Here is a 23,022-nt window from a genome sequence, read left to right as displayed (position 1 = left end):
GACAAATTATATTCCACATCAAATTTACAGACAAAACGACATAAAAAGACTGATTTTTATCAGTTTTTAATGTCAAAAAGTCATAAAACAAGTCAAAATATGAGTTTTTTTAAAAATATCTTTGGAGACAATGAAACTCCAAAACAACAAGAAGTGAAAATTAATTGGGAAAATTTAACCGATTTGAATCAGTTAGGTGAAATTATTTTTAATTCTAATGAGAAACCAGTGGTCATTTTTAAACACAGTACTAGATGTAGTATCAGTAGAATGGCTCTAAAGCAATTTGAAAACGAATTTGCTTTACAGGATAAAGTTACACCCTATTTTTTAGATTTGATTACATATCGCGAAATTTCTAATGAAATAGCTAATCGTTTTGGGGTACAACATCAATCGCCACAAATCTTGGTTATTAAAGACGGGAAATCTGTTTATGATGCTTCGCATTCAGATATTGATGCGGAATTTTTGAATAGTAAAATTGGATAAAATCCCCTCTAATTTATAATAGCTATTGTTATAGAGGGGATTATTAATACTTATAATTTAAGAGGATGCCATTTTGTATCCGAATTTGATGCGTTAACAACATTTTCGATAAAAGCCATTCCTCTCACACCATCATTTTCGTTAGGGTAATCAATGTCAATTTCAGTTGGAGTTTGACCACTTAAATCAGCTAACAATGTATTTGCAAAATTTTTGTAAATATTAGCAAATGCTTCCAAATATCCTTCGGGGTGACCACCAGGAGTTCTGCAATTTGAAGTCATGTATGAACTTAAATTGGGATAATTGGTTCCTGCTCTTAATATTTGTGTAGGATTGTCTAGCCATTTTAGAATAAGAGAATTAGGTTCCATTTGATGCCATTCAAGCCCACCTTTTTCACCGTAAACTCTTATTTTCAAGGCATTCTCTTCTCCGGCTGCTACCTGTGATGCTAACAATACTCCAGTAGCACCATTATTAAAACGAAGTAATACACTTCCATCATCATCAAGCATTCTTCCGTCGACAACTGTATTTAAACTAGCACATAATTCTGTAATTTGTAAACCAGAAATGTATTCAGCTAAATGTGCTGCGTGAGTTCCTATATCTCCCATTGATGCACTTTTTCCGCTTTTTTCCGGGTCAGTACGCCAAGCTGCCTGCATATTACCTTCTCGTTCCGATAATCTGCTAAGCCAGCCTTGAGGGTATTCGACCCAAATTTTTCGTATTTTACCCAAATCACCATTTTTGATTATTGCTTTGGCTTGTTTAACCATTGGATAACCTGAATAGGTATGAGTTAGACACAATCTTTTTCCTGTTTCTTTAACCTTAGCTTGCAATAATAAAGCTTGTTCATAGGTTAAGGTCATAGGTTTTTCTAATACAACATTAAAACCTTTTTCTAAAGCCATCATGGCTGGTTCAAAATGAACAAAATTTGGAGTTACTATTGTTACAAAATCAATTCTTTCATCAGCAGGTAATTCAGCTTCTTTATTAAGCATGTCAGTATAATTCAAATAAGTTCGATCCTCATCTAAAAATAGTTCACGACCAGATTCAACTGCAAGATCAGGTTCGATATTTAATGCACCACACTTTAGTTCTATGAGACCATCTAACCACATTGCGTGTCTATGAATCGCTCCTATGAAGGCATTTTTTCCACCGCCAATCATACCCATTCGTAATTTTCTTCTATTCATAATTAATATTATTATCAGTTATACTGATACAAACATCTATAAAAAAAAGAACGTTTACAACATTTTAAAATTAAATTTCACTTATTGCTTGCAAATGAAGCGATAAATTTTATATGTTTGTATTTATCAAAATAATTCATTTGAATTTTTACATAAAGTGAAAATTTTTTGTAAATTTTATTAGTTATGTGAAATTTATTTTGATATATATTGTTATAATCGTTTAATTTAAAAACTAAAAAAATAGTAGGTGAAAATGAAAAATACTACAAAAATTCAATTGTCAGTTATGATGTTTCTTAACTTTTTTGTTTGGGGAATTTGGTTTGTTACAATGGGTACTTTTTTGACAAAAGGTGATATTGCAGCCACAGGTTCGCAAACAGGTTTAGCATATGGGACACAGTGTTTAGGTGCAATTATAGCTCCATTTATAGTCGGGATGATTGCCGATAAATTTTTTGCTGCACAAAAGATATTAGGTGTTCTTCATTTTTTAGGAGCCATACTGCTATTTTTAATTTATTCTAGTACCGATTTTGAGAATTTTTATTCTTTGCTTTTACCATATATGATTCTTTTTATGCCAACATTGGCTTTGATAAATTCAATTGCCTTGAATCAGATAAAGGATGCTGAGAAGGAATTTGCATATATCAGAGTTTGGGGAACTATAGGTTGGATAGTTGCAGGTTTGATCATAGGATGGATGGCATGGGAAAGTACTCCAGAAAAATTGAATATTACTTTTTTAGTTGCTGCATCAGTTTCTGCAATTTATGGTATTTTTTGTTTCTTTTTGCCTGATACTCCGCCAACTAAAGCGGGTAAAAAAGTAAGTTTTTATGAAGCAATTGGTTTAGACGCTTTAAAGGTACTTGGAGATAAAAATTACCTAATGTTCTTTATAGCCTCAATTTTAATTTGTATTCCATTAGCATTTTATTATGGACAGGCAAATCAGTTTCTTAATGAAATTAATATGAGTGGTGCTGCAGCAAAAATGACAATAGGTCAGATGTCGGAAACTCTTTTTTTATTCTTAATGCCTTTGTTTTTTTACGATTTGGAGTAAAACAAATGCTATTAATTGGAATGTTAGCTTGGGCTGTTAGGTATCTGTTATTTGTTTATGGAAATGTAGATAATAATCTTTGGATGCTTTACGTTGCAATAGCATTACATGGAGTTTGTTATGATTTCTTTTTTGTTACAGGGCAAATTTATACCGACAAAAAATCTGGAAAAGAAATAAGATCTTCTGCTCAGGGGTTGATTACTTTAGCAACATATGGGGTAGGAATGTATATTGGTTTTTATGTAGCTGGAGAAATTGTTGATAAAAATGCTATAGAAGGAGGCTTACATAATTGGGATAAAATATGGATTTTTCCTTCACTTTTTGCTGTAGGAATAGCAATATTATTTTATGTGTTTTTTAAGGAGAAAGTTAAAGTAAATACTGAAAGAATATCATGAATAGAAGAGATGTAATGAAGAAACTTGCAATTGGGGGGCTGTTATTTACAAATCCACAAGTGTTGTTATCGCAGAAAATTAATGAAAATAAGAAAATAGGTTTGATGGGGAATATTAATCATTCTGTTTGTCGTTGGACTTTTGATGAGTTGTCAATTGAAGAATTATGTTTATTAGTTAAAAAGATTGGATTTTCTGCTATTGATTTAGTTGAACCAAAAGATTTTCCAATATTAAAGAGATTCGGAATCGATTCTTCAATGTGTACTGGAGCCCATATAAGCCTTACGGAAGGTTGGAATAATCCCAAAAATCATGAAGTTTTGATTGGCAATTATTTGAAACATATTGATTTAGTTGCTGATGCAGGGTACAAAAACTTAATATGTTTCAGTGGGAATCGCAATGGGATGGATGAAGAAGAGGGGTTGATGAATTGTGTGGCAGGTTTAAAACAAATTATTGAAAAAGCTGAAAAGCGAGGGGTTGTAATTCAGATGGAATTATTTAATAGTAAAGTAGATCATCCTGATTATATGGCGGATTCTTCTAGTTGGGGAATTGAACTTTGCAAACGTTTAGAGAGTGATAATTTTAAACTGCTATATGATATTTACCATATGCAAATTATGGAAGGAAATATAATAGATACTATTCAAAAAAATCATCAATATTTTGGACATTATCATACAGCTGGTGTTCCAGGTAGACATGAAATTGATGATTCACAAGAATTATATTACCCTGCAATAATGAAAGCTATTGTTGCAACAGGATACAAAGGCTATGTTGCACAAGAGTTTATTCCTTTGGCAAAAGATAAAGATTTGGCTTTAAAAAAAGCAATTCAACTTTGTGATATTTAAAAAAACAACGATTATAAAAATTAAATAGTATGGCAGATAATCAATATGATGCAATAGTAGTTGGTTCTGGAATTTCTGGTGGATGGGCAGCTAAAGAGTTAACTGAAAAAGGCTTAAAAGTGTTACTTCTTGAAAGAGGTCACAACATAGAGCATATAAAAGATTATGTGGAACAAAATAAACCTATTTGGGAATATCCACATCGTCATTATAGACCAACAAAACAAATGGTTGAGGATTATCCAGTTCTTAAAAGAGATTATCCATTAAACGAACGAAATCTGTCTTACTGGGCTAGTGATAAGGATAATCCATATACTGAAACAAAGCCTTTTGATTGGTTTAGAGGATATCATGTTGGGGGGCGTTCTTTAATGTGGGGAAGACAATCGTATCGTTGGAGTGATCTTGATTTTGAAGCTAATTTAAAGGATGGTATTGCAATAGATTGGCCGATACGATACAATGATATTGCTCCGTGGTATAGCTATGTGGAAAAATTTATTGGAGTAAGTGGTTCAAAAGAAAATCTATCTCAATTACCGGATAGTGAATTTTTACCTCCAATGGATTTAAATGTAGTTGAAAAAACAGTAGCTTCTAGGATAAAAGAGCATTATAATAATGCTAGAACTTTAATCATAGGTAGAGTAGCTCATGTAACTAAGGCTATTAAAGACAGGACTCCTTGTCAATTTAGAAACATGTGTTGGAATGGTTGTCAATTTGGTGGGTATTTTTCTACGCAATCATCTACTTTGCCTGCTGCGGTGAAAACGGGGAATTTGACGCTACGTCCATTTTCGATTGTTAAAGAAATATTATATGATAAAAACACCAAAAAAGCGACTGGAGTAACGGTTATTGATGCTGAAACTAATGAAGAAATGGTGTTTTCAAGTAAAATTGTTTTCTTGTGTGCATCTGCATTTAATTCAACATGGATATTAATGAATTCAGCTAAAGATGTCTGGAAAGATGGTTTAGGTAGTAGTAGTGGAGAATTAGGTCACAATGCAATGGATCATCATTTTAGAGTTGGGGCATCTGGAGATTTTGAAGGTCATGAAGATTCTTATTATTATGGTTTTAGACCTAATGGTTTTTACATTCCTAGATATCAGAATTTAGATGGAAATTCAAAAAGAGATTACATTAGAGGTTTTGGATATCAGGGAAGCGCTTCCAGAAACGGATGGAAAAGTCAGGTTGCTGAAATGAATATAGGTAAAGATTTAAAAGATCAATTTGGAGAACCAGGAAATTGGAGTATTGGTGCAACTGCATTTGGAGAAATGTTGCCATATCATGAAAATAAAATAAGTCTTGATCCAAATAAAAAGGATAAATGGGGTTTACCAGTTTTGAATTTTGATGTAGAGATCAAAGAAAATGAGAAGAAAATGCGTGAAGATATGAAAAATGACATGAAAGAAATGTTAGAAATCGCTGGCGCTAAAAATGTAAAAGTTTTTGAATCTGATTATGCTCCTGGAATGGGGATTCATGAAATGGGTACTGCGAGAATGGGAAGAGATCCTAAAACTTCAGTTCTTAACGGAAATAATCAGGTATGGGATTGCTTAAATGTTTTTGTTACTGATGGAGCTTGTATGACCTCGGCGAGTTGCGTTAATCCTTCATTGACCTATATGGCATTAACAGCAAGAGCGGCTAATTTTGCAGCTGAAGAATTGAAAAAAGGAAATTTATAAAATTAATCAAATACGAAAGCATATGAATCGCAGAGATTTAATAAAAAATATTGCAATAATTAGTGGAGGATTATTTGTTGGTTCAAATTTTCTTTTAACCAGCTGTAAAAGAGATGATGCAGGGGCGTTAGTTTTAAGTGAAGATTTAATGAAACTTTTAACTGAAATTAGTGATACTATAATTCCTGAGACAGAAACTGTAGGTGCTAAGGCTGTGGATTCTGCCGAATTTATTAAAAAAGTTTTTCAGGATATTTATAGTGAAAAGGAGCAACAAGATTTCATTAATGCACTTCATTTGATAAATGATGAAGCCAAAAAAACAGAAGGAAAAGAATTTGTTGAACTAAATGCACAAAAAGAGCAGAAATTTTTAACAAGGTTAAAGATCCAAAAAATACAGGATTTTTGTCGATGTATCAAATGGTGTTGTTTGCGTATCTTACTTCAGAGAAAGGAATGCAGGCATCATTCCGTTATACACCTGTACCGGGTGCTCAACACGGAGAGATTCCATATAAAAAAGGAGATAAGATGTTTATAGGATTAAACGGTTAATGATTAATTAAATGGTGTTATGAAAAAACTCCTTTTCTTAAGTTTATCGACTGCAATATTAAGTATTAACTTATATAGCCAAAAAGATTGGTCTGAAATTTCTAAAAACTCATATTCAATTATTAAAAATAATAATGGATTAACTTTAGGATACAATCCTCAATCTGGGGTTAAAATTTTAACAGTAGATGGTTTGGCTTTTAAAGATTTAAACAAAAATAATGTTTTAGATACTTATGAAGATTGGAGATTAAACGTTAATGAACGTGCTAAAAATTTAGCTTCTTTAATGTCTGTTGAGCAAATAGCAGGATTAATGCTTTACAGTCGTCATCAATCAGTCCCAGCAAGTGAAACAGGTAGATTTTTAGGTACTTATAGAGGAAAAAAATTCTCAGAAAGCGGAGCAAAAGTTTCTGACTTATCCGATCAGCAAATGGATTTTTTGACTAATGACAATTTACGTCATGTTCTAATAACATCAGTTCAAAGTCCTACAGATGCTGCTATTTGGAATAATAATATTCAAAGTTTATCTGAACGTATTGGATTAGGAATTCCAGTTAATAATAGTTCAGATCCTCGTCATGGTGCTAATAAAAATGCCGAATATAATGCAGGTTCTGGAGGGACTATTTCTCAGTGGCCTGAGGAATTAGGATTATCAGCAACCTTTGATCCTGCTGTAACAGAATTATTTGGTAAAATTGCTGCTGAAGAGTACAGATCATTAGGAATTACAACGGCTTTATCGCCTCAAATTGATTTGGCTACTGAACCAAGATGGAACCGTTTTATAGGAACTTTTGGAGAAGACCCAAAATTAGCTACAGATATGGCCCGAGCTTATGTTGATGGTTTTCAAAGTTCTGTTAATTCAATCGAAAGTTACAATGGATGGGGAATTAAAAGTGTAAATGCTATGGTTAAACATTGGCCAGGTGGCGGTCCGGAAGAAGGAGGTCGTGATGCACATTTTGCCTATGGTAAATTTGCCGTTTATCCAGGAAATAATTTTGATATGCATCTTAAAACATTTGTAGATGGTGCGTTTAAATTAAATGGAAAAACAAAATCTGCTTCAGCAGTTATGCCTTATTATACCATTTCTTTTGATCAGGATAAAAAGTATGGAGAAAATGTTGGAAATGGTTTTAGTAAATTTATTGTTAAAGATTTACTACGTGACAAATACAATTATGATGGTGTTCTTTGTACTGATTGGCTTATCACTGCTGATGAGGGAGATAAGCCAGATGTTTTTGCAGGAAAATCTTGGGGTGTTGAAAAATTAAGTGTTGCTGAAAGACATTATAAAGTCTTGATGGCAGGAGTTGATCAATTTGGAGGAAATAATGATGCTAAACCTGTCATTGAGGCCTATAAAATGGGGGTGAAAGAATTTGGAGAAACCTTTATGAGACAGCGTTTTGAGCAATCAGCAGTACGATTGTTACTTAATATTTTCAGAGTTGGGTTATTTGAAAATCCATACTTAGATATCGAAGAAACAAATGCCACAATTGGAAAACCAGAATTTATGAAAGCTGGTTATCAAGCACAATTAAAATCAATTGTTTTGTTAAAAAATAAAAATAATATTTTACCATTACCATTAAAAAAAACAGTTTATATACCTAAACGTATTACACCAGCTTCAATTAATTTTTTTGGTATGCCAGTACCTGAAATTGTTGAATATCCAGTAAATCTAGATTTAATAAAAAAATATTATAACGTTACCGATAAACCAAGTGAAGCTGATTTTGCTTTTATTTTTATGAAAAGTCCTGTGAGTGCAGGATATAGTTCAAGAGATAGACAGGAGGGAGGTAATGGTTATCTTCCAATTAGTTTGCAGTTGAAAGATTACAAAGCAACAACAGCAAGGGAACATAGTATTGCAGCTGGGGATCCTGTAGTTGATCCAACAATTACAGATAGAAGTTATTTGAATAAGGTTTCCAAGTCAAATTCTTATCCTGATTTGAATACTATTATTGAAACAAAAAAAGCAATGAAAGGTAAACCAGTTATTGCATTAATCAATGTTTCAAATCCGATGGTTTTCAGTGAGTTTGAAAAAGAAGTAGATGCCATTGTTTGTGACTTTGGTGTTCAAATTGAAGCACAAATGGATATTATATCTGGAAAAGTGGAGCCTTCTGGTTTATTGCCTTTACAAATGCCAATAAATATGGAGACTGTAGAAAAACAATTTGAAGATGTTCCGAGAGATATGATTCCCTATACAGATAGTTTAAATAATACATACGATTTTGGTTTTGGTTTGAATTGGAAGGGTAAGATTAACGATTGGAGAACAGCAAAATATATTAATAAGTAAAATTATATCTTTTAAATTATGAATAGAAGAGAATTTGTCAAAAGGACAGCTCAGGCAGCTGCATTATTAGCATTGCAACCAACATTTGCAAACATAAATGACATGGACCTCAGTGGGAGGAATTTTCATGATTTTGGTATACAATTATGGACTTTGAGAGATGTAATTAATACGAATCCAAAGGAAATTATAAGTCAAATAGGCAAAATGGGATATACTCAAATTGAAAGTTTTGAGGGAGAAAAAGGAATTTTTTGGGGAATGAAACCTAATGAATTCAAGTCTTTTCTTGATGGTGAAGGTTTGAAAATGGTAAGTACACATTGTAATTGGAGAGAAAATCTACAACAAAAGGCATCAGAGGTGGCTTCTGTAGGAGGAAAATATTTGATTTGTCCTTGGTTAGGTCCTCAAAAATCTATCGATGATTTTAAACGATACGCAGAAGAGTTTAATAAAGCGGGTGAAATTTGTAAAAAAGAAGGTGTAAAATTTGCTTATCATAATCATGACTATTCATTTCAATTGTTAGAAGGTCAAATTCCACAACAGGTTTTTTTAGATTCTACTGATCCCGACTTAGTTGATTTTGAAATGGATATCTATTGGGTAGTTACTGCAGGTATAGATCCAATTGAATATATGACAAATTATAAAAATAGATTCAGACTTTGTCATGTGAAAGACAGAAATAAAAATGCTACAGAACCTTTTGACTCTTGTACTTTAGGTGAAGGTTTTATTAATTATCCAGAAATTTTATCGAAAGCAAAAAAATTAGGAATGAATTATTTTATCTATGAACAAGAGAAATATAATGACAAAGGGGTTTTGAATAATGTAAATCAAAGTGCTGATTATTTAAAAAAAATGAAATTATAATTTAAATGAAATCAATAAAAGGACCTGCCCTGTTTTTAGCCCAATTTTATGGTGATAAAGAGCCATATAATTCAATTGATAATATTTGTCAATGGGCTTCCGATTTAGGTTACAAAGGTGTTCAGATACCAACATGGGATGCAAACTATTTTAATCTTGAAAAAGTAGCTACAGATAAAGTTTTTGCTCAAGAATATAAAGCCAAAATTAATAGTTATGGTTTAGAAATCACAGAACTATCTTCTCATTTGCAAGGACAATTGATAGCGGTAAATCCTGCATATGATCAACTCTTTGATGGTTTTGCGCCAGAAGTTTGTAAAAATAATCCTAAAGCAAGATATAATTGGGCTGTTCAACAATTAAAATGGGCTGCAAAAGCTTCAGAAAATTTAGGTTTGAATGCTCATGCAACTTTTAGCGGATCATTACTTTGGCATACTGTGTATCCTTGGCCTCAAAGACCTGCGGGATTAGTAGAAGAAGGTTTTACTGAATTAGCAAAACGCTGGACTCCTATTTTAAATGAATTTGATTCTTGTGGAGTAGATTTATGTTATGAAGTACATGCTGGAGAAGATTTACATGATGGTGTTTCGTACGAAATGTTTTTAGATAAAGTAAATCAACATCAAAGAGCTTGTTTGTTATATGATCCCTCACATTTTATTTTGCAATGCTTGGATTATGTAACCTATATTGATCACTATCATGAACGTATTAAGGCATGTCATATCAAAGATGCTGAGTTTCGTCCCAATGGGAAACAAGGTGTTTATGGCGGTTTTCAAAGTTGGGCAGATAGAGCGGGAAGATTCCGTTCTTTAGGTGATGGACAAGTAGATTTTAAAACTGTTTTTAGTAAATTAGCTCATTATGATTTTCCTGGTTGGGCCGTTTTAGAATGGGAATGCTGTTATAAGAATCAAGATGATGGAGCAAAAGAAGGAGTGGAGTTTATTAAAAATCATATTATAAATGTTACTGATAAAGCATTTGATGATTTTGCAGGTGTTGAACAAGACAATGAATTGAATAGAAAAATTTTAGGAATATAAATAATACTATATAATAATGAAAAAAGTTATTTTAACAATAATAATGGCAACTTTTGTGCTATCCTGCGGTCAAAAAAAGGAGGAGAATAATGAACAAGATAATGTGTCAACAATTAATTCTGAAGCAACTACTAATGAAGGGATGAAAAGTGACACTCCCGAAATAGCTCCTGAGTTTCAAAAAGGAGCCGATTTAATAGCCGCAAATGATTGCTTAGGATGTCATAAAGTAAATGAAAAACTAGTAGGGCCATCTTATAAAGAAATTGCTGCGAAATATACTCTTAATGATATAGAATCTTTAACAAACAAAATTATTGTTGGAGGTAAAGGTAATTGGGGTGAAGTTCCTATGACAGCCCATTCAGCTTTATCACAAGATGATGCAAATGAAATGGTTAAATACATTATGTCATTAAAGTAATAGTAATAATTAATATATAACAAAAGCATAAAATGAAAAAAATAGTATTAGTTGCTTCCATCTTGTTTTTATCTATGGCTTTCAAAAAAGAAAAAACAGAAACTGTTGTTGCCCAAAATCAAAATGTGCAAAATGATTCATTAGCATTAAATACATTATCTGATGCAGAAAAAGCAGAAGGTTGGGAGTTGTTATTTGATGGGAAAACCATTGAAGGTTGGCATAAGTATGGAACAGATTCTATTGGAAAAGCATGGGTAATAAATGATAATTCGCTGCATTTAGAAGTTTCGGATAAAGAAGATTGGCAAGCTGCAAATGGTGGAGATATTATTTCAGCCAAAGAATATGCTAATTTTCATTTAAAACTAGATTGGAAAATATCTAAGGATGGTAATAGTGGTGTAATTTTTTACATTCATGAGGATGCAAACCAATACAAGTTTCCATGGATGACAGGCCCAGAGATGCAGGTCTTAGATAATGAAGGACATCCAGACTCTAAAATTATTAAACATAGAGCAGGAGATTTATATGATTTGATTACTTCAAAAGAGACTGTAAAACCAGCAGAAGAATGGAATCATGCTGAGATTATTTCAAATAAAGGAAATTTACAATTTTTTCTAAATGGAGAGAAAGTAGTTGAAACTACTATGTGGGACGATGCTTGGAAAAAGATGATTGCTGGTTCTAAATTCCACGAATTCCCTGGTTTTGGTACTTACAAAACAGGAAAAATTGGTTTACAAGATCATGGTAATAATGTGTGGTTTAGAAATATAAAAATTAAGGAAATTAAATAATTAAAATATTTTTCCACAAAAAAACCTTTGTAACTATTGTAGTTACAAAGGTTTTTTGTTTTTTGTGAAATATGATTTAAAATTGATTATTATAGATTTATAATGCTTGTGTCATTTTATTATTAATCTCATTTAAACATAAATTGTTAATACTTCCTTCGTGTGTATGTTTAGTTGCTTTTGGCGATTGGTAATTTCCAGCTTCAATTTGCAATGCTACTTCTTTGTAGGCATCTCTAAAAGGAATTCCAGCCGAAACCATTTCGTTCAAAGTATCAACGGTAAATAAATAATCGTATTTTTTATCCTCTAAAATATTTTCTTTTACCTTGATATCCGGAATAGAGAAAATAGCAATATCCAAACAAGCTTTTAAGTTTTGGATAGCTGGAAAAACACCTTCTTTTAAAAGTTGTAAATCCCTGTGATAACCACTTGGTAAGTTATTGGTAATTAATGTTAATTCGTATGGTAATGCTTGAATTTTGTTGCATTTTCCACGGATTAATTCAAATACATCAGGATTTTTTTTATGAGGCATAATGCTTGATCCCGTGGTTAGATTGGCCGGTAAACCAATAAAATCAAAATTCTGGCTCATATATAAACAAACGTCATACGCAAATTTTGAAAGTGTACCCGCAACACTTGCCATAGCAAAAGCAACTGTTTTCTCTGATTTTCCACGGCTCATTTGTGCAGCAACCGAATTGTATTTTAAAGTGCTAAACCCCATTTCCTGAGTAGTAAAAGTTCTGTCAATAGGGAAGGAGCTTCCATATCCTGCAGCAGAACCTAAAGGATTCTGATCAACCACTTTTAAAGCAGCATTTAGCATACTCATATCGTCAATTAAACTTTCGGCATAAGCAGAAAACCACATTCCGAATGAACTTGGCATAGCAATTTGTAAATGCGTATATCCCGGTAATAATACGTTTTGGTATTTCTCTGCGGAAGTCATCAGTAAATCAAAAAGCGATTTTACCTGCTGTTTTAGTTGAAGTACTTCTTCTTTTAAGTACAAGTTCATATCAACTAAAACCTGGTCATTACGAGAACGGGCCGTATGTATTTTTTTACCCGCTTCACCTACTTTTTGGGTCAATAAATACTCTACTTTTGAATGTACGTCTTCAAAGGAATCTTCGATAGTAAAGTTACCCGCTGCAATATCTTCCTGGATTTCTGCCAATGCACCAAGTAGATCCTCACATTCATGATTGGTAATTAATCCGATTTTGGCCAGCATTTTTGCCTGAGCGATATTTCCGGTAACATCATGTTTTGCTAAAATCAAATCTAATTCACGATCGTTTCCAACGGTGAATAAGTCGATTTGTTTATCTGTTGGTATTCCTTTTTCCCAAAGTTTCATAATTATATTTTTTATTGAAGGGACAAGTCGCGACTTGTCCGTACTATATATTATTAAAGAAATCGCCTAGTATTTTGATGTACAATTCGATTCCTTCTTCAATTTCGTTTAAATAAATAAATTCATCAGCCGAGTGCGAACGCAAGCTGTCTCCAGGTCCCAATTTTAATGATTTACAATACAAAACCGATTGATCCGATAACGTAGGAGAGCCGTATGTAGTTCTTCCTAAAGCAATTCCGGCCTGAACTAAACCGTGCGTTACAGGAATAGAAGAAGCATTTAAGTGCATTGAACGTGGATTTACTTCGGCATTGACATTGGCTCTAACTGTTTCTAAAATTTCTTTATTATTGTAACAATCATTTACACGAATATCTACTACTAGTTCACATTCCGACGGAACTACATTGTGTTGTTTTCCGGCATTGATTTGGGTTACGGTCATTTTTACAGGACCTAAAACTTCTGAAATTCTTTCGAATTGGAAGTTTTTGAACCACTCAATTACGGCTAATGCATTGTAAATTGGATTATCTGGATTGTTGTGAGCGGCGTGACTGGCTGTACCATTGACTTTTACATCAAGAACCAATAAACCTTTTTCGGCTACAGCCAATTGCATTAAAGTTGGTTCCCCAACAATTGCACATTCCAATTCTGGTAAATGTTTTAAAACACTGTTTAAACCGTTTTTCCCACTGCTTTCTTCCTCAGCCGAAGCTACCATTACTATATTGTAGGGTAAGTTTTCGACTTCGTAAAAATGCGTAAAAGTAGCAATTAGGGAAACTAAACAACCACCCGCATCATTACTCCCTAAACCATATAATTTACCGTCTTCGACAATTGCTTTGAACGGATCTTTTGAATAGGATTTATTAGGTTTTACCGTATCGTGGTGTGAGTTTAAAAGTATAGTAGGTTTATTATCGTCAAAATATTTATTGAATGCCCAAACATTGTTATTCTCTCTCTTGAAAGGTATTTCGTTTAGTTTAAACCAATCTTCTATCAAAAGTGCAGTTTGTTGCTCTTCACTAGAAAATGAAGGGGTTTCAATCAGGTTTTTTAATAATTGAATGGCTTCTTGAGTAAGTGTTATAATGTTTTTCATATTTTATTTTTTTGCTGCAAAGAGACAAAGTCGCAAAGTTTTAAATTATTTCTTTGAGCCTTGGTGCCTTTGTGGCAAATTAATTATAATTGTATTGTTGTGCAGATGGCATCCGCATTTTTCAACATTCGGTGATGTCCAATTTTAATTTTTTGAACTCCCTTAGACAAACTGTTGAAACAATTATCCAGTTTTGGAATCATTCCCGAATGGATGGCACCTTCTTCTTTTAATTTGGCGTATAAAGTGGTGTCGATTTGAGCAATCACAGAAGAATCGTCTTCAGCATCATATAAAACACCCGGTTTTTCGAAGCAGTAATTTAAGGTTACTTCAAAAACTTCTGATAAAGCAATAGCTAATTCGCTTGCAATCGTATCGGCATTCGTGTTTAATAACTGACCGTTTTTATCGTGGGTAATGGCACAAAATACAGGAGTAATATCTAAACCGATTAATTTTTGTAACAAAGGCGTATTGATCTTTTTTACATCTCCTACAAATCCGTAATCGATGGTAGGATGATTCCTTTTCTCAGAAAGAATCAAATTACCATCAGCACCGGTAAAACCAATGGCATTTGTTTTGTTAGCCTGTAATTCAGCTACCACATTTTTATTGATTTGACCCGCATAAATCATAACAGCAATGTCCAGCATAGGAGCATCGGTAATACGGCGACCATCAACCATCTTTGGAGTTAAGCCTACGCTTTGCGCCATTTTAGTTGCTGATTTTCCACCGCCATGAACTAACACTTTAGCACCTTCTATTTTAGAGAAATCTGAAAGAAATTGCGTTAATTCGACTGGATTATCGATGATGTTTCCACCTATTTTTATTACTGAAAGTTGTTGTTTCATCTTTTAGGATACTGATTTACAAAGTTACTTAGAAATTGTTTTTAATATTTTTTTCAAAACTAATTGTGCGGAATAGGTTCTGTTATTCGCTTGTTCAATAACAATTGAATTTTCGCTGTCAATTACTTCGTCGGCTACAATTACATTACGTCTTACAGGTAAACAGTGCATGAATTTAGCATTGTTCGTTAAAGCCATTTTCTCAGCAGTAACAGTCCAGTTTGGATCAGTATTAGTAATTTTACCGTAGTCGTTATAATTACTCCAGTTTTTTGCATAGATAAAATCAGCATTTTCGAAAGCCTTATTTTGATCGTATTCTATTTTAGAATCTTTGGTAATTTCCGGATTTAATTCGTATCCTTCTGGGTGAGTAATAACAAAATCAGCGTCTTGTTTTTGCATCATTTCTACAAATGAATTGGCAACAGCCTGAGGCAAAGCTCTAGGATGTGGCGCCCAGGTTAACACCACTTTGGGTCTATGTGGTGTTTTATATTCTTCCATAGTAATGGCATCTGCCAATGATTGTAAAGGGTGTCCTGTACAACCTTCCATATTTACAATAGGCACTGTAGCATGTTTTAAGAAACCGGCCAAAACAGTTTCGGCATTGTCTTTCTCTTTATCTACTAAACCTGCAAAAGCCCTAATTGCAATGATATCGCAATATTGCGAAATTACTTCGGCTGCTTCTTTGATATGTTCTGAAGCACCTTGGTTCATAATTGCACCGTCTTCAAATTCAAGCGTCCATCCTTCATTAGTAAAATTCATTACCATCACATTCATACCTAAATTCAAAGCTGCTTTTTGAGTGCTTAAACGCGTCCTTAAACTAGGATTAAAAAACAACATTCCTAAGGTTTTGTTTTTTCCTAATTTCTTGTGCTTTAATGGATTCTTCTTAATTTTAAGAGCTTCTTTTACCCACTCAGACAAGTTGTCGATGTTTTGAATTGAAATGTAATTCATATTTATATGTTTTTGAACGCTGATTAAACGAATTTGCTAAGCAAATAACGCTGATTCATACGAGTTTATAATTCTATTAATTACTTTAAAAATTATACAATTTTTGTGAATGCAATAGTATTTGCAATTGCATTTAGTATAAAATTGTCATTAAGGCCATTTACTACCCAAGTTTCAATATTGGCGCTTTTTGCAATAGCTGCTGCTTCAATCTTAGATTGCATTCCACCTGTTCCATGTGAGGATTTAGAATCACCAATTTCTTTTTCCAAATCTTTCAAATCATCAACTGATGTGATGGTTTCAGGAATTCCTTTTAACATGGATTCTTTAGTGTAAAAACCATCGGTGTTAGTCGCAATGATTAAAATATCAACTTTCAATAAAACGGCTGTCAAAGCAGCTAATTTATCGTTATCTCCAAATTTAATCTCATCGGTAGCAACAGTGTCGTTTTCATTGATGATAGGAATGTAATTGTTTTTAACCAATACATTGATGGTGTTGACAATGTTTTTCTTGGTTTGTTCCTTTTCGAAATCCGAATACGAAAGTAAACATTGTGAGGTGTTTAAGCCTAAATCCTTAAAGTTTTCATTGTAAATGCGCATCAAATGCGGTTGACCAATTGAAGCCAAAGCCTGTTTAACAAAAACATCCTTATCGTTATTGTCTAATTTTACAAATTGTTTAGCCGCAGCAATAGCGCCCGAACTTACAATGATAAACTCATATTCATCATTCAAAGAAGCGATTTGCATGCCAATATCCTCAATCTTTCCTCTCGAAATATGATTGGTTTCCCTTGTCAGGGTGTTGCTTCCTAATTTTAATAAAATTCTTTTTTTCCCATTGTTTAACCGCGAAGGTTTGTTTTAACCGCAAAGTGCGATAAGTTTTTTAAATTTTATTTGTTCTCGACTTCGCTCGAACTGACAAATTTGATGTACCGACAAGTCGCGACTTGTCGCTACCTGATTTGTCCTTCACCGTAAATATACCATTTATTGGTTACCAAATGTTGTAAACCAATTGGTCCGCGTTGGTGTAATTTATCGGTACTAATCGCTAACTCTCCACCTAAACCAAATTGTCCACCGTCTGTGAATCGAGTAGAGGCATTGTGATATACAGAAGAAGCATCAATATTTTCCATAAATTGTTGCGCAACAGCTTTGTCTTCAGTAACAATAGAAGCCGAATGTCCTCCACAATATTTGTTGATTTTTTCAATCGCTTCCTCATTCGAATTTACTGTTCCAATAACAATTTTGTAATCCAAAAATTCTTCGTACCAAATCAAATCGTTTTTTATAGCAGGAACATTCGTCGCTTTTGCAACAGCTTCATCTCCTAAAATAGTAACATTATAGCTTTTTAATTTAACCACTAATTCATTTGTGAAAGCCTCCCAATCTGCTAAATTAACATCAATTAATACTTTATCTAAAGCGTTGCAAACTGATATGTTTGAGGTCTTTCCGTTAATAATAATAGCCATAGCTTTTTCTAAATCAGCATTGGCATTGATGTATAAAAAGTTATTTCCACGACCACTTACAATTACCGGACAGCTCGCGTGTTTTTTTGTAAATTCAATCAGTTTTTCACCGCCACGTGGTACAATCAAATCGACTTTTTGTGTTGGTTTTTCTAGGAAAGCCTGAGTTTGAACACGGTCATAATTCAAATATTCAACCCAATCCGTACTTACTCCGTTTTCTTCCAAAGCCTGATGCCAAAGGCTCACAATCTTTAGATTCGAAAGCAAAGATTCTTTACCACCTTTCAATAAAATTTTATTTCCTGATTTAAAGGCAATTCCACCAGCTTCCACAGTTACATCCGGACGTGATTCATAAATAATTAAAATCGTTCCAAAAGCAGCTGTTTTATTGCTGATTCTCATGCCATTGTCATGAGTGAATTCGTAACGGACCTGACCCACTGGATCTTCCTGACTTGCTAGTTGTTGTACGGAAAGTATCATTCCGTCTACCTTAGCGTCATCAACGAGTAAACGTTTCTCCATAGCCAGATCTTCACCATTATAATTGGCTAAATCTTGCTGATTGATGGCTTTTAAAGCTTCTCTTTCTTGTTCTAAAAGAGCCGCCATTCTTGTCAATACAGCGTTTCTTTTTTCTATGGATAATAATGTACTCATTTGTATTTTTTAATTAATTGATACAAAATAAAAATTCAATTTTCTAACATATAAGTCATATAAGAATTATAAGTTATAATTACTTGTTCTTAAATGAACTTATGTGACTTATATGCTTGAATTTCTTTCTTTATTATTAATTTAATTCAGCTAAAGATTCTTGTAATGCTTTGATGAATGTATCGATAGCATCAGTCGTAATCGTTAGCGGAGGAAGGATTCTCAATAAGTTTTTATTGTTAGCTCCTCCTGTAAAAATATGTTTTTCAATAATCATTTTCTTTCTCAAGACACTCACGTCGAAGTCAAATTCAACTCCAAGCATTAATCCTCTTCCTTTTACCTGTTTGATTTCTGGAATTACTTTAATCGCTTCAAAGAAATATTCTGACACTTTGTTTGTGTTTTCGATTAGTTTTTTGTCTTCCATCACATCTAATACTGCAATTCCGGCAGCACAAGCTAGGTGACTTCCTCCAAAAGTAGTTCCTAATAAACCGTAACTGGCTTGGAATTTAGGAGAAATTAAAACGCCTCCAATTGGGAAACCGTTCCCCATCCCTTTAGCAGTAGTTACGATATCCGGATGTATTCCATGGTGCTGGTGAGCAAAGAATTTTCCGCTTCTTCCATAACCTGATTGTACTTCGTCTATAATCAAAACTACTTCATTTGCGTGACAAGCTTTTTCTAAAGCTTGGAAGAATTCTGTTGTTCCTTGGTCTAATCCACCAACTCCTTGAATTGGCTCAATAATCACCGCACAAACATCTCCTTTTTGTAATTCTGCTTCTACCAATTCAATTTGGTTCAAAGGAAGGAAAGTAACCACTTGTTGCGCATTTAACGGAGCAACAATTTTCTTGTTGTCGGTAACAGCAACAGCCGCAGAAGTTCTTCCGTGGAACGAATTATCAAAAGCAATTACTCTTGATTTTCCATTGTGGAAAGAAGCTAATTTTAATGCATTTTCATTTGCTTCAGCTCCAGAACTGCATAAGAATAAGCTAAAATCAGTTAAACCGGAAGCTTTTCCTAATTTCTCAGCTAATTCTACTTGTAATGGATTTTGAATCGCATTCGAGTAAAAACTCAAATTATCTAATTGTGCTTTTACTTTCGCCACATAATCTGGTTGGGTGTGACCAATTGAAATTACTCCGTGTCCAGAGTATAAATCTAAATATTCTGTTCCTTTTTCGTCGTAAATAATACAATCAAGTGCTTTTACAGGTGTGATAGGATATAATGGGTAAACGTCAAATAAGTTCATTTTTTTCTTTAAGTTAAATGTTAAGGGTTAGGTGTTAAAAGTTTCAGACGTTCAATTACGCTTAACTTATAATGCATAACTTTTTTAGAATCCACATGGTTTTAGGTGTAATCCTGTAGTTTCTTCCAGTCCAAACATTAAATTCATGTTTTGAACAGCTTGACCAGAAGCACCTTTTAATAAATTATCTATAGTTGATGTTATTAAAACCCGGTTTCCTTTTTTCATTAAACTAATAATACATTTGTTGGTTTGTACTACCTGTTTCATGTTAATGTTGGTAGTTGTTACCGTAACAAATGGCTGATTGGCGTAAAAAGCTTCGTATTTGGCAACCAAATCCTCTAAGCTCTCTTCTGATTTTGTATATAAAGTCGCAAAAATTCCTCTTGGGAAATCACCTCTGTTAGGGATGAAAATTAATTCGTTTGTATAATCAGATTGTAACTGATTGATACTTTGGTTAATCTCACCTAAATGTTGGTGTTCAAATGCTTTGTAGTGAGAAAAGTTGTTGTTTCTCCAGCTAAAATGGGAAGTAGCAGCAAGTCCCACACCGGCACCTGTACTTCCTGTTGTAGCATTGATATGAACATCTTCCGTTAATGCTCCTTCAGCAGCCAACGGTAATAAAGCCAATTGGATAGCTGTTGCAAAACAACCGGGATTAGCAATATAATTTGCTTTTTTAATGTCGTTTTTGTTTAATTCAGGTAAGCCATAAACGAATGATTTTCCGTTGAAATCTTTATCTTTTGTCAAACGGAAATCATTTCCTAAATCAATGATTTTTGTGTTGTCAGAGAATATATTGTTTTCTAAAAACGCAATTGATTTCCCGTGTCCTAAACACAAGAAGACAACATCGACATCAGGATTGATAGCGTCAGTAAAATTCATTTCAATATCTCCCAAAATATCCTGGTGAGCGATTGATAATGGTTTTCCTGCATTGGTTGTACTGTAAACAAAATCTAATTTGGCATTCGGGTGAAACATTAGAATTCTAATTAATTCTCCTGCTGTATATCCCGAGCCTCCTATTATTCCAACATTAATCATAATCTATATTTTTTTAGATTTCATTGTTTTTAAACAATTCCATCTGAATTAAATGAACCATTAAGAAATTAAGAAACATTAAGCTTAATGAAACTTAATTTCTTAATGGTTGAAATTTTGTTTTAGCAATTCTTGTTAAAGAAAGGCTTATTCATAAGTCTCTTTATTCACTGAAGAGAAAATATTTTGAGCATTACCTAAGATTTTGATAAATCCTTTAGCATCTTCAGATGTCCAGGCGTTGTTCATTTCTCCGTATTGACCAAAACCAGTGTTCATTAAGTCGTTTTTTGATTCGATACCATCTAATGAGAAGTGATATGGTTTCAATGAAACAAATACTTTTCCGTTTACTGTTTTTTGAGTATCTTCTAAGAAAGTCTCGATATTACGCATTACAGGATCCAAGAACTGTCCTTCGTGGAATAACATTCCGTACCAGTTTCCTAATTGTTCTTTCCAGTATTGTTGCCATTTACCTAAAGTGTGTTTCTCTAATAAATGGTGTGCTTTGATAATGATAAGTGGAGCAGCAGCTTCAAAACCAACTCTTCCTTTAATTCCAATAATTGTGTCACCCACGTGAATGTCTCTACCGATTGCATAAGCATTCGCTAATTTTTCTAAAGCAACAATATTATTTGATGGTTTGTCAGCAACTCCGTTGATAGCTACTAATTCTCCTTTTTTGAATTCTAAAGTCACTTTTTCTTCACCTTCTTTTTGTAATTGAGAAGGGTAAGCTTCGCTTGGAAGTGGATCTTTTGAAGTCAAAGTTTCTTTTCCACCAACAGAAGTTCCCCAAAGCCCTTTGTTGATAGAATATTGTGCTTTTTCCCAAGAATAGTGTACTCCGTTTTTGATTAAGTAATCTACTTCTTCTTGTCTTGATAATTTCAAGTCACGTATAGGAGTGATGATTTCGATTTCCGGCGCAATCGTTTGGAAAATTAAGTCAAAACGAATTTGGTCGTTTCCAGCCCCTGTACTTCCGTGAGCAATTGCACTCGCCCCAACTGATTTAGCATATTTAATAGCCTCAATCGCCTGAAAAACACGCTCAGCACTTACTGAAAGCGGGTAGGTGTTGTTCTTTAAAACATTACCGTAGATTAAATATTTAATCGCTTTGTCATAATATTTGTCAAGAATAGTAAGATTAGCGTGTTGAGCACTTCCTAATTCGTAAGCTCTCTTTTCGATGGCAGCTAATTCTTCTTCATCAAAACCTCCTGTATTAATTAATACGGTGTGAACTTCATATCCTTTTTCATTTTTTAAATATTTAAGGCAATATGAGGTGTCTAGACCTCCACTATAAGCTAATACAACTTTTTTCATTTTTCTCGATCTATGGGCTGTTAACTGCTCTTTATATAGAACTTAGCGTCCAGCTGATTATATAATTAAATTTTATTCGTTATTATTTGTTCTCTAAAAAGAGTGCCTGTTTAATTTTTTTCAGGCGATTCCAAATTCTCACATTGAATGGATGTTTTGGTGGGTCTTTTGGTTTTTCGGCAGGATCGTAAAGCATTCCTGTACACAAACACATTTTATAATCTTTACTCTTTAAGATTTCATAATTGGTGCAGGTTTTACAACCAGACCAAAAGTAGGGTCACTCGTTAATTCAGAAAAAGGAACCGGTTTGTATCCTAACTCCGAATTAATTTTCATAACCGCTAAACCTGTTGTGATTCCAAATACTTTTGCACCTGGATATTTTTTTAAAGAATAATCAAAGACAAAACTTTTAATTTTCTTAGCTAAACCAAGATTTCTAAAATCAGGATGTACAATCAAACCTGAATGAGCAACAAATTGTCCGTGTTGCCAACTTTCTATATAGCAAAAACCAGCAAAATCACCATTTTTATCCAAAGCGATAACGGCATCCCTATTGGTCATTTTCTTTTGGATATATTCGGGAGTTCTTTTAGCAATTCCGGTTCCTCTCAATTTGGCAGAAGATTCTATAGTATCACAGATAATTTCTGCATACTTAAAATGTTCTTCTTGAGCTATAAGGATAGAAATATTCATTTCAAAAGATGAATTTTAGATTAAAAAAAGTGAAAAAATTATAATTCGATATTGAACCTTTTTTGAAATTGTCTGCAAAATTAACATAATAATGCCAACTTGAAATATTGTGACAGAATAAAATGTTTAAAATTTTGTTTTTTGGATATATTAATCCAACGGATAACGGCTGTAATTTCAATTTTGGACAAATAAAAAATAATGAATAAATAGACAAAAAAGCGTTTAGATACTATATAAGTATCCGTACTTCGGGCGAAGCGATAGCTTTGTCTATCCGTGACAATGTGGTGATAT

The 23,022-nt window shown here is 33.3% G+C and carries 19 protein-coding genes and 2 pseudogenes; 10 read left to right on the top strand and 11 right to left on the bottom strand.

What is annotated here, in order from left to right; all coding sequences use genetic code 11:
- The first annotated feature begins 99 nt into the window (after positions 1–99).
- Entirely contained in the window at positions 100–492 is a 393-nt protein-coding gene (gene ytxJ / locus P5P90_RS02785; protein WP_278035705.1) for a bacillithiol system redox-active protein YtxJ, read from the top strand.
- Between the two features lie 50 nt (positions 493–542).
- Here the strand turns inward: ytxJ and P5P90_RS02780 are convergent, their stop codons facing one another.
- The gene (locus tag P5P90_RS02780; protein WP_278035704.1) at positions 543–1,709 is read right to left on the bottom strand and encodes a Gfo/Idh/MocA family protein; all 1,167 of its coding nucleotides are present in this window, start codon (positions 1,707–1,709) and stop codon (positions 543–545) included.
- A gap of 256 nt (positions 1,710–1,965) precedes the next feature.
- On the opposite strand from P5P90_RS02780, the pseudogene P5P90_RS02775 reads away from it, so the two are divergent.
- The 9 genes and pseudogenes from P5P90_RS02775 to P5P90_RS02735 all read left to right on the top strand — a co-directional run.
- A pseudogene (locus P5P90_RS02775) lies at positions 1,966–3,117 on the top strand (MFS transporter); the annotation flags it as partial.
- A 67-nt stretch (positions 3,118–3,184) separates the two neighbouring features.
- Positions 3,185–4,054: a hydroxypyruvate isomerase family protein gene (locus P5P90_RS02770; protein WP_278035703.1), complete on the top strand. Its 870-nt coding sequence runs from the start codon at positions 3,185–3,187 to the stop codon at positions 4,052–4,054.
- Positions 4,055–4,083: 29 nt separating this feature from the next.
- On the top strand, positions 4,084–5,769 hold the full coding sequence (locus tag P5P90_RS02765; protein ID WP_278035702.1) for a GMC oxidoreductase: 1,686 nt from the start codon (positions 4,084–4,086) through the stop codon (positions 5,767–5,769).
- 22 nt (positions 5,770–5,791) lie between these two features.
- A complete protein-coding gene (locus tag P5P90_RS02760; protein ID WP_278035701.1) occupies positions 5,792–6,313 on the top strand; it encodes a gluconate 2-dehydrogenase subunit 3 family protein in 522 nt (173 codons plus the stop codon).
- Positions 6,314–6,346: 33 nt separating this feature from the next.
- On the top strand, positions 6,347–8,674 hold the full coding sequence (locus tag P5P90_RS02755; protein WP_278035700.1) for a glycoside hydrolase family 3 protein: 2,328 nt from the start codon (positions 6,347–6,349) through the stop codon (positions 8,672–8,674).
- 18 nt (positions 8,675–8,692) lie between these two features.
- Positions 8,693–9,556: a sugar phosphate isomerase/epimerase family protein gene (locus P5P90_RS02750; RefSeq protein ID WP_278035699.1), complete on the top strand. Its 864-nt coding sequence runs from the start codon at positions 8,693–8,695 to the stop codon at positions 9,554–9,556.
- A 5-nt stretch (positions 9,557–9,561) separates the two neighbouring features.
- Positions 9,562–10,614, top strand: a complete 1,053-nt coding sequence (locus tag P5P90_RS02745) for a sugar phosphate isomerase/epimerase family protein (RefSeq protein WP_278035698.1) — start codon at positions 9,562–9,564, stop codon at positions 10,612–10,614.
- Between the two features lie 43 nt (positions 10,615–10,657).
- Complete coding sequence (locus tag P5P90_RS02740) at positions 10,658–11,038, top strand: c-type cytochrome (protein ID WP_278035697.1); 381 nt, start codon at positions 10,658–10,660, stop codon at positions 11,036–11,038.
- Between the two features lie 32 nt (positions 11,039–11,070).
- On the top strand, positions 11,071–11,844 hold the full coding sequence (locus P5P90_RS02735; protein ID WP_278035696.1) for a 3-keto-disaccharide hydrolase: 774 nt from the start codon (positions 11,071–11,073) through the stop codon (positions 11,842–11,844).
- Positions 11,845–11,941: 97 nt separating this feature from the next.
- Here the strand turns inward: P5P90_RS02735 and argH are convergent, their stop codons facing one another.
- The 10 genes and pseudogenes from argH to P5P90_RS02685 form a co-directional block, all read right to left on the bottom strand.
- Positions 11,942–13,222 (bottom strand): argininosuccinate lyase, encoded by a 1,281-nt coding sequence (gene argH, locus P5P90_RS02730; RefSeq protein WP_278035695.1) that lies wholly within the window; start codon positions 13,220–13,222, stop codon positions 11,942–11,944.
- Between the two features lie 43 nt (positions 13,223–13,265).
- Positions 13,266–14,339 carry a M20 family metallo-hydrolase gene (locus P5P90_RS02725; RefSeq protein ID WP_278035694.1) on the bottom strand — a complete coding sequence of 358 codons (1,074 nt, stop codon included), beginning with the start codon at positions 14,337–14,339 and terminating at the stop codon, positions 13,266–13,268.
- 83 nt (positions 14,340–14,422) lie between these two features.
- Positions 14,423–15,202, bottom strand: coding sequence for an acetylglutamate kinase (argB, locus tag P5P90_RS02720; protein WP_278035693.1), 780 nt, complete (start codon positions 15,200–15,202; stop codon positions 14,423–14,425).
- A 24-nt stretch (positions 15,203–15,226) separates the two neighbouring features.
- Positions 15,227–16,177 carry an N-acetylornithine carbamoyltransferase gene (locus tag P5P90_RS02715; protein ID WP_278035692.1) on the bottom strand — a complete coding sequence of 317 codons (951 nt, stop codon included), beginning with the start codon at positions 16,175–16,177 and terminating at the stop codon, positions 15,227–15,229.
- A 92-nt stretch (positions 16,178–16,269) separates the two neighbouring features.
- Positions 16,270–17,016: a glutamate 5-kinase gene (proB, locus tag P5P90_RS02710; protein WP_278036469.1), complete on the bottom strand. Its 747-nt coding sequence runs from the start codon at positions 17,014–17,016 to the stop codon at positions 16,270–16,272.
- A gap of 131 nt (positions 17,017–17,147) precedes the next feature.
- Entirely contained in the window at positions 17,148–18,344 is a 1,197-nt protein-coding gene (locus P5P90_RS02705) for a glutamate-5-semialdehyde dehydrogenase (RefSeq protein ID WP_278035691.1), read from the bottom strand.
- A gap of 136 nt (positions 18,345–18,480) precedes the next feature.
- The gene (locus P5P90_RS02700) at positions 18,481–19,617 is read right to left on the bottom strand and encodes an aspartate aminotransferase family protein (protein ID WP_278035690.1); all 1,137 of its coding nucleotides are present in this window, start codon (positions 19,615–19,617) and stop codon (positions 18,481–18,483) included.
- Positions 19,618–19,701: 84 nt separating this feature from the next.
- Positions 19,702–20,679, bottom strand: a complete 978-nt coding sequence (argC, locus tag P5P90_RS02695; RefSeq protein ID WP_278035689.1) for an N-acetyl-gamma-glutamyl-phosphate reductase — start codon at positions 20,677–20,679, stop codon at positions 19,702–19,704.
- Between the two features lie 147 nt (positions 20,680–20,826).
- On the bottom strand, positions 20,827–22,020 hold the full coding sequence (locus P5P90_RS02690; RefSeq protein WP_278035688.1) for an argininosuccinate synthase: 1,194 nt from the start codon (positions 22,018–22,020) through the stop codon (positions 20,827–20,829).
- Between the two features lie 82 nt (positions 22,021–22,102).
- Positions 22,103–22,725: pseudogene (locus P5P90_RS02685) on the bottom strand (GNAT family N-acetyltransferase).
- Positions 22,726–23,022 lie beyond the last annotated feature (297 nt).

The organism is Flavobacterium nitratireducens (assembly GCF_029625335.1).
GTDB lineage: Bacteria > Bacteroidota > Bacteroidia > Flavobacteriales > Flavobacteriaceae > Flavobacterium > Flavobacterium nitratireducens.
Note: the sequence above shows the minus strand (reverse complement) of the source record. Positions and strands in the feature narration are given on the sequence as shown.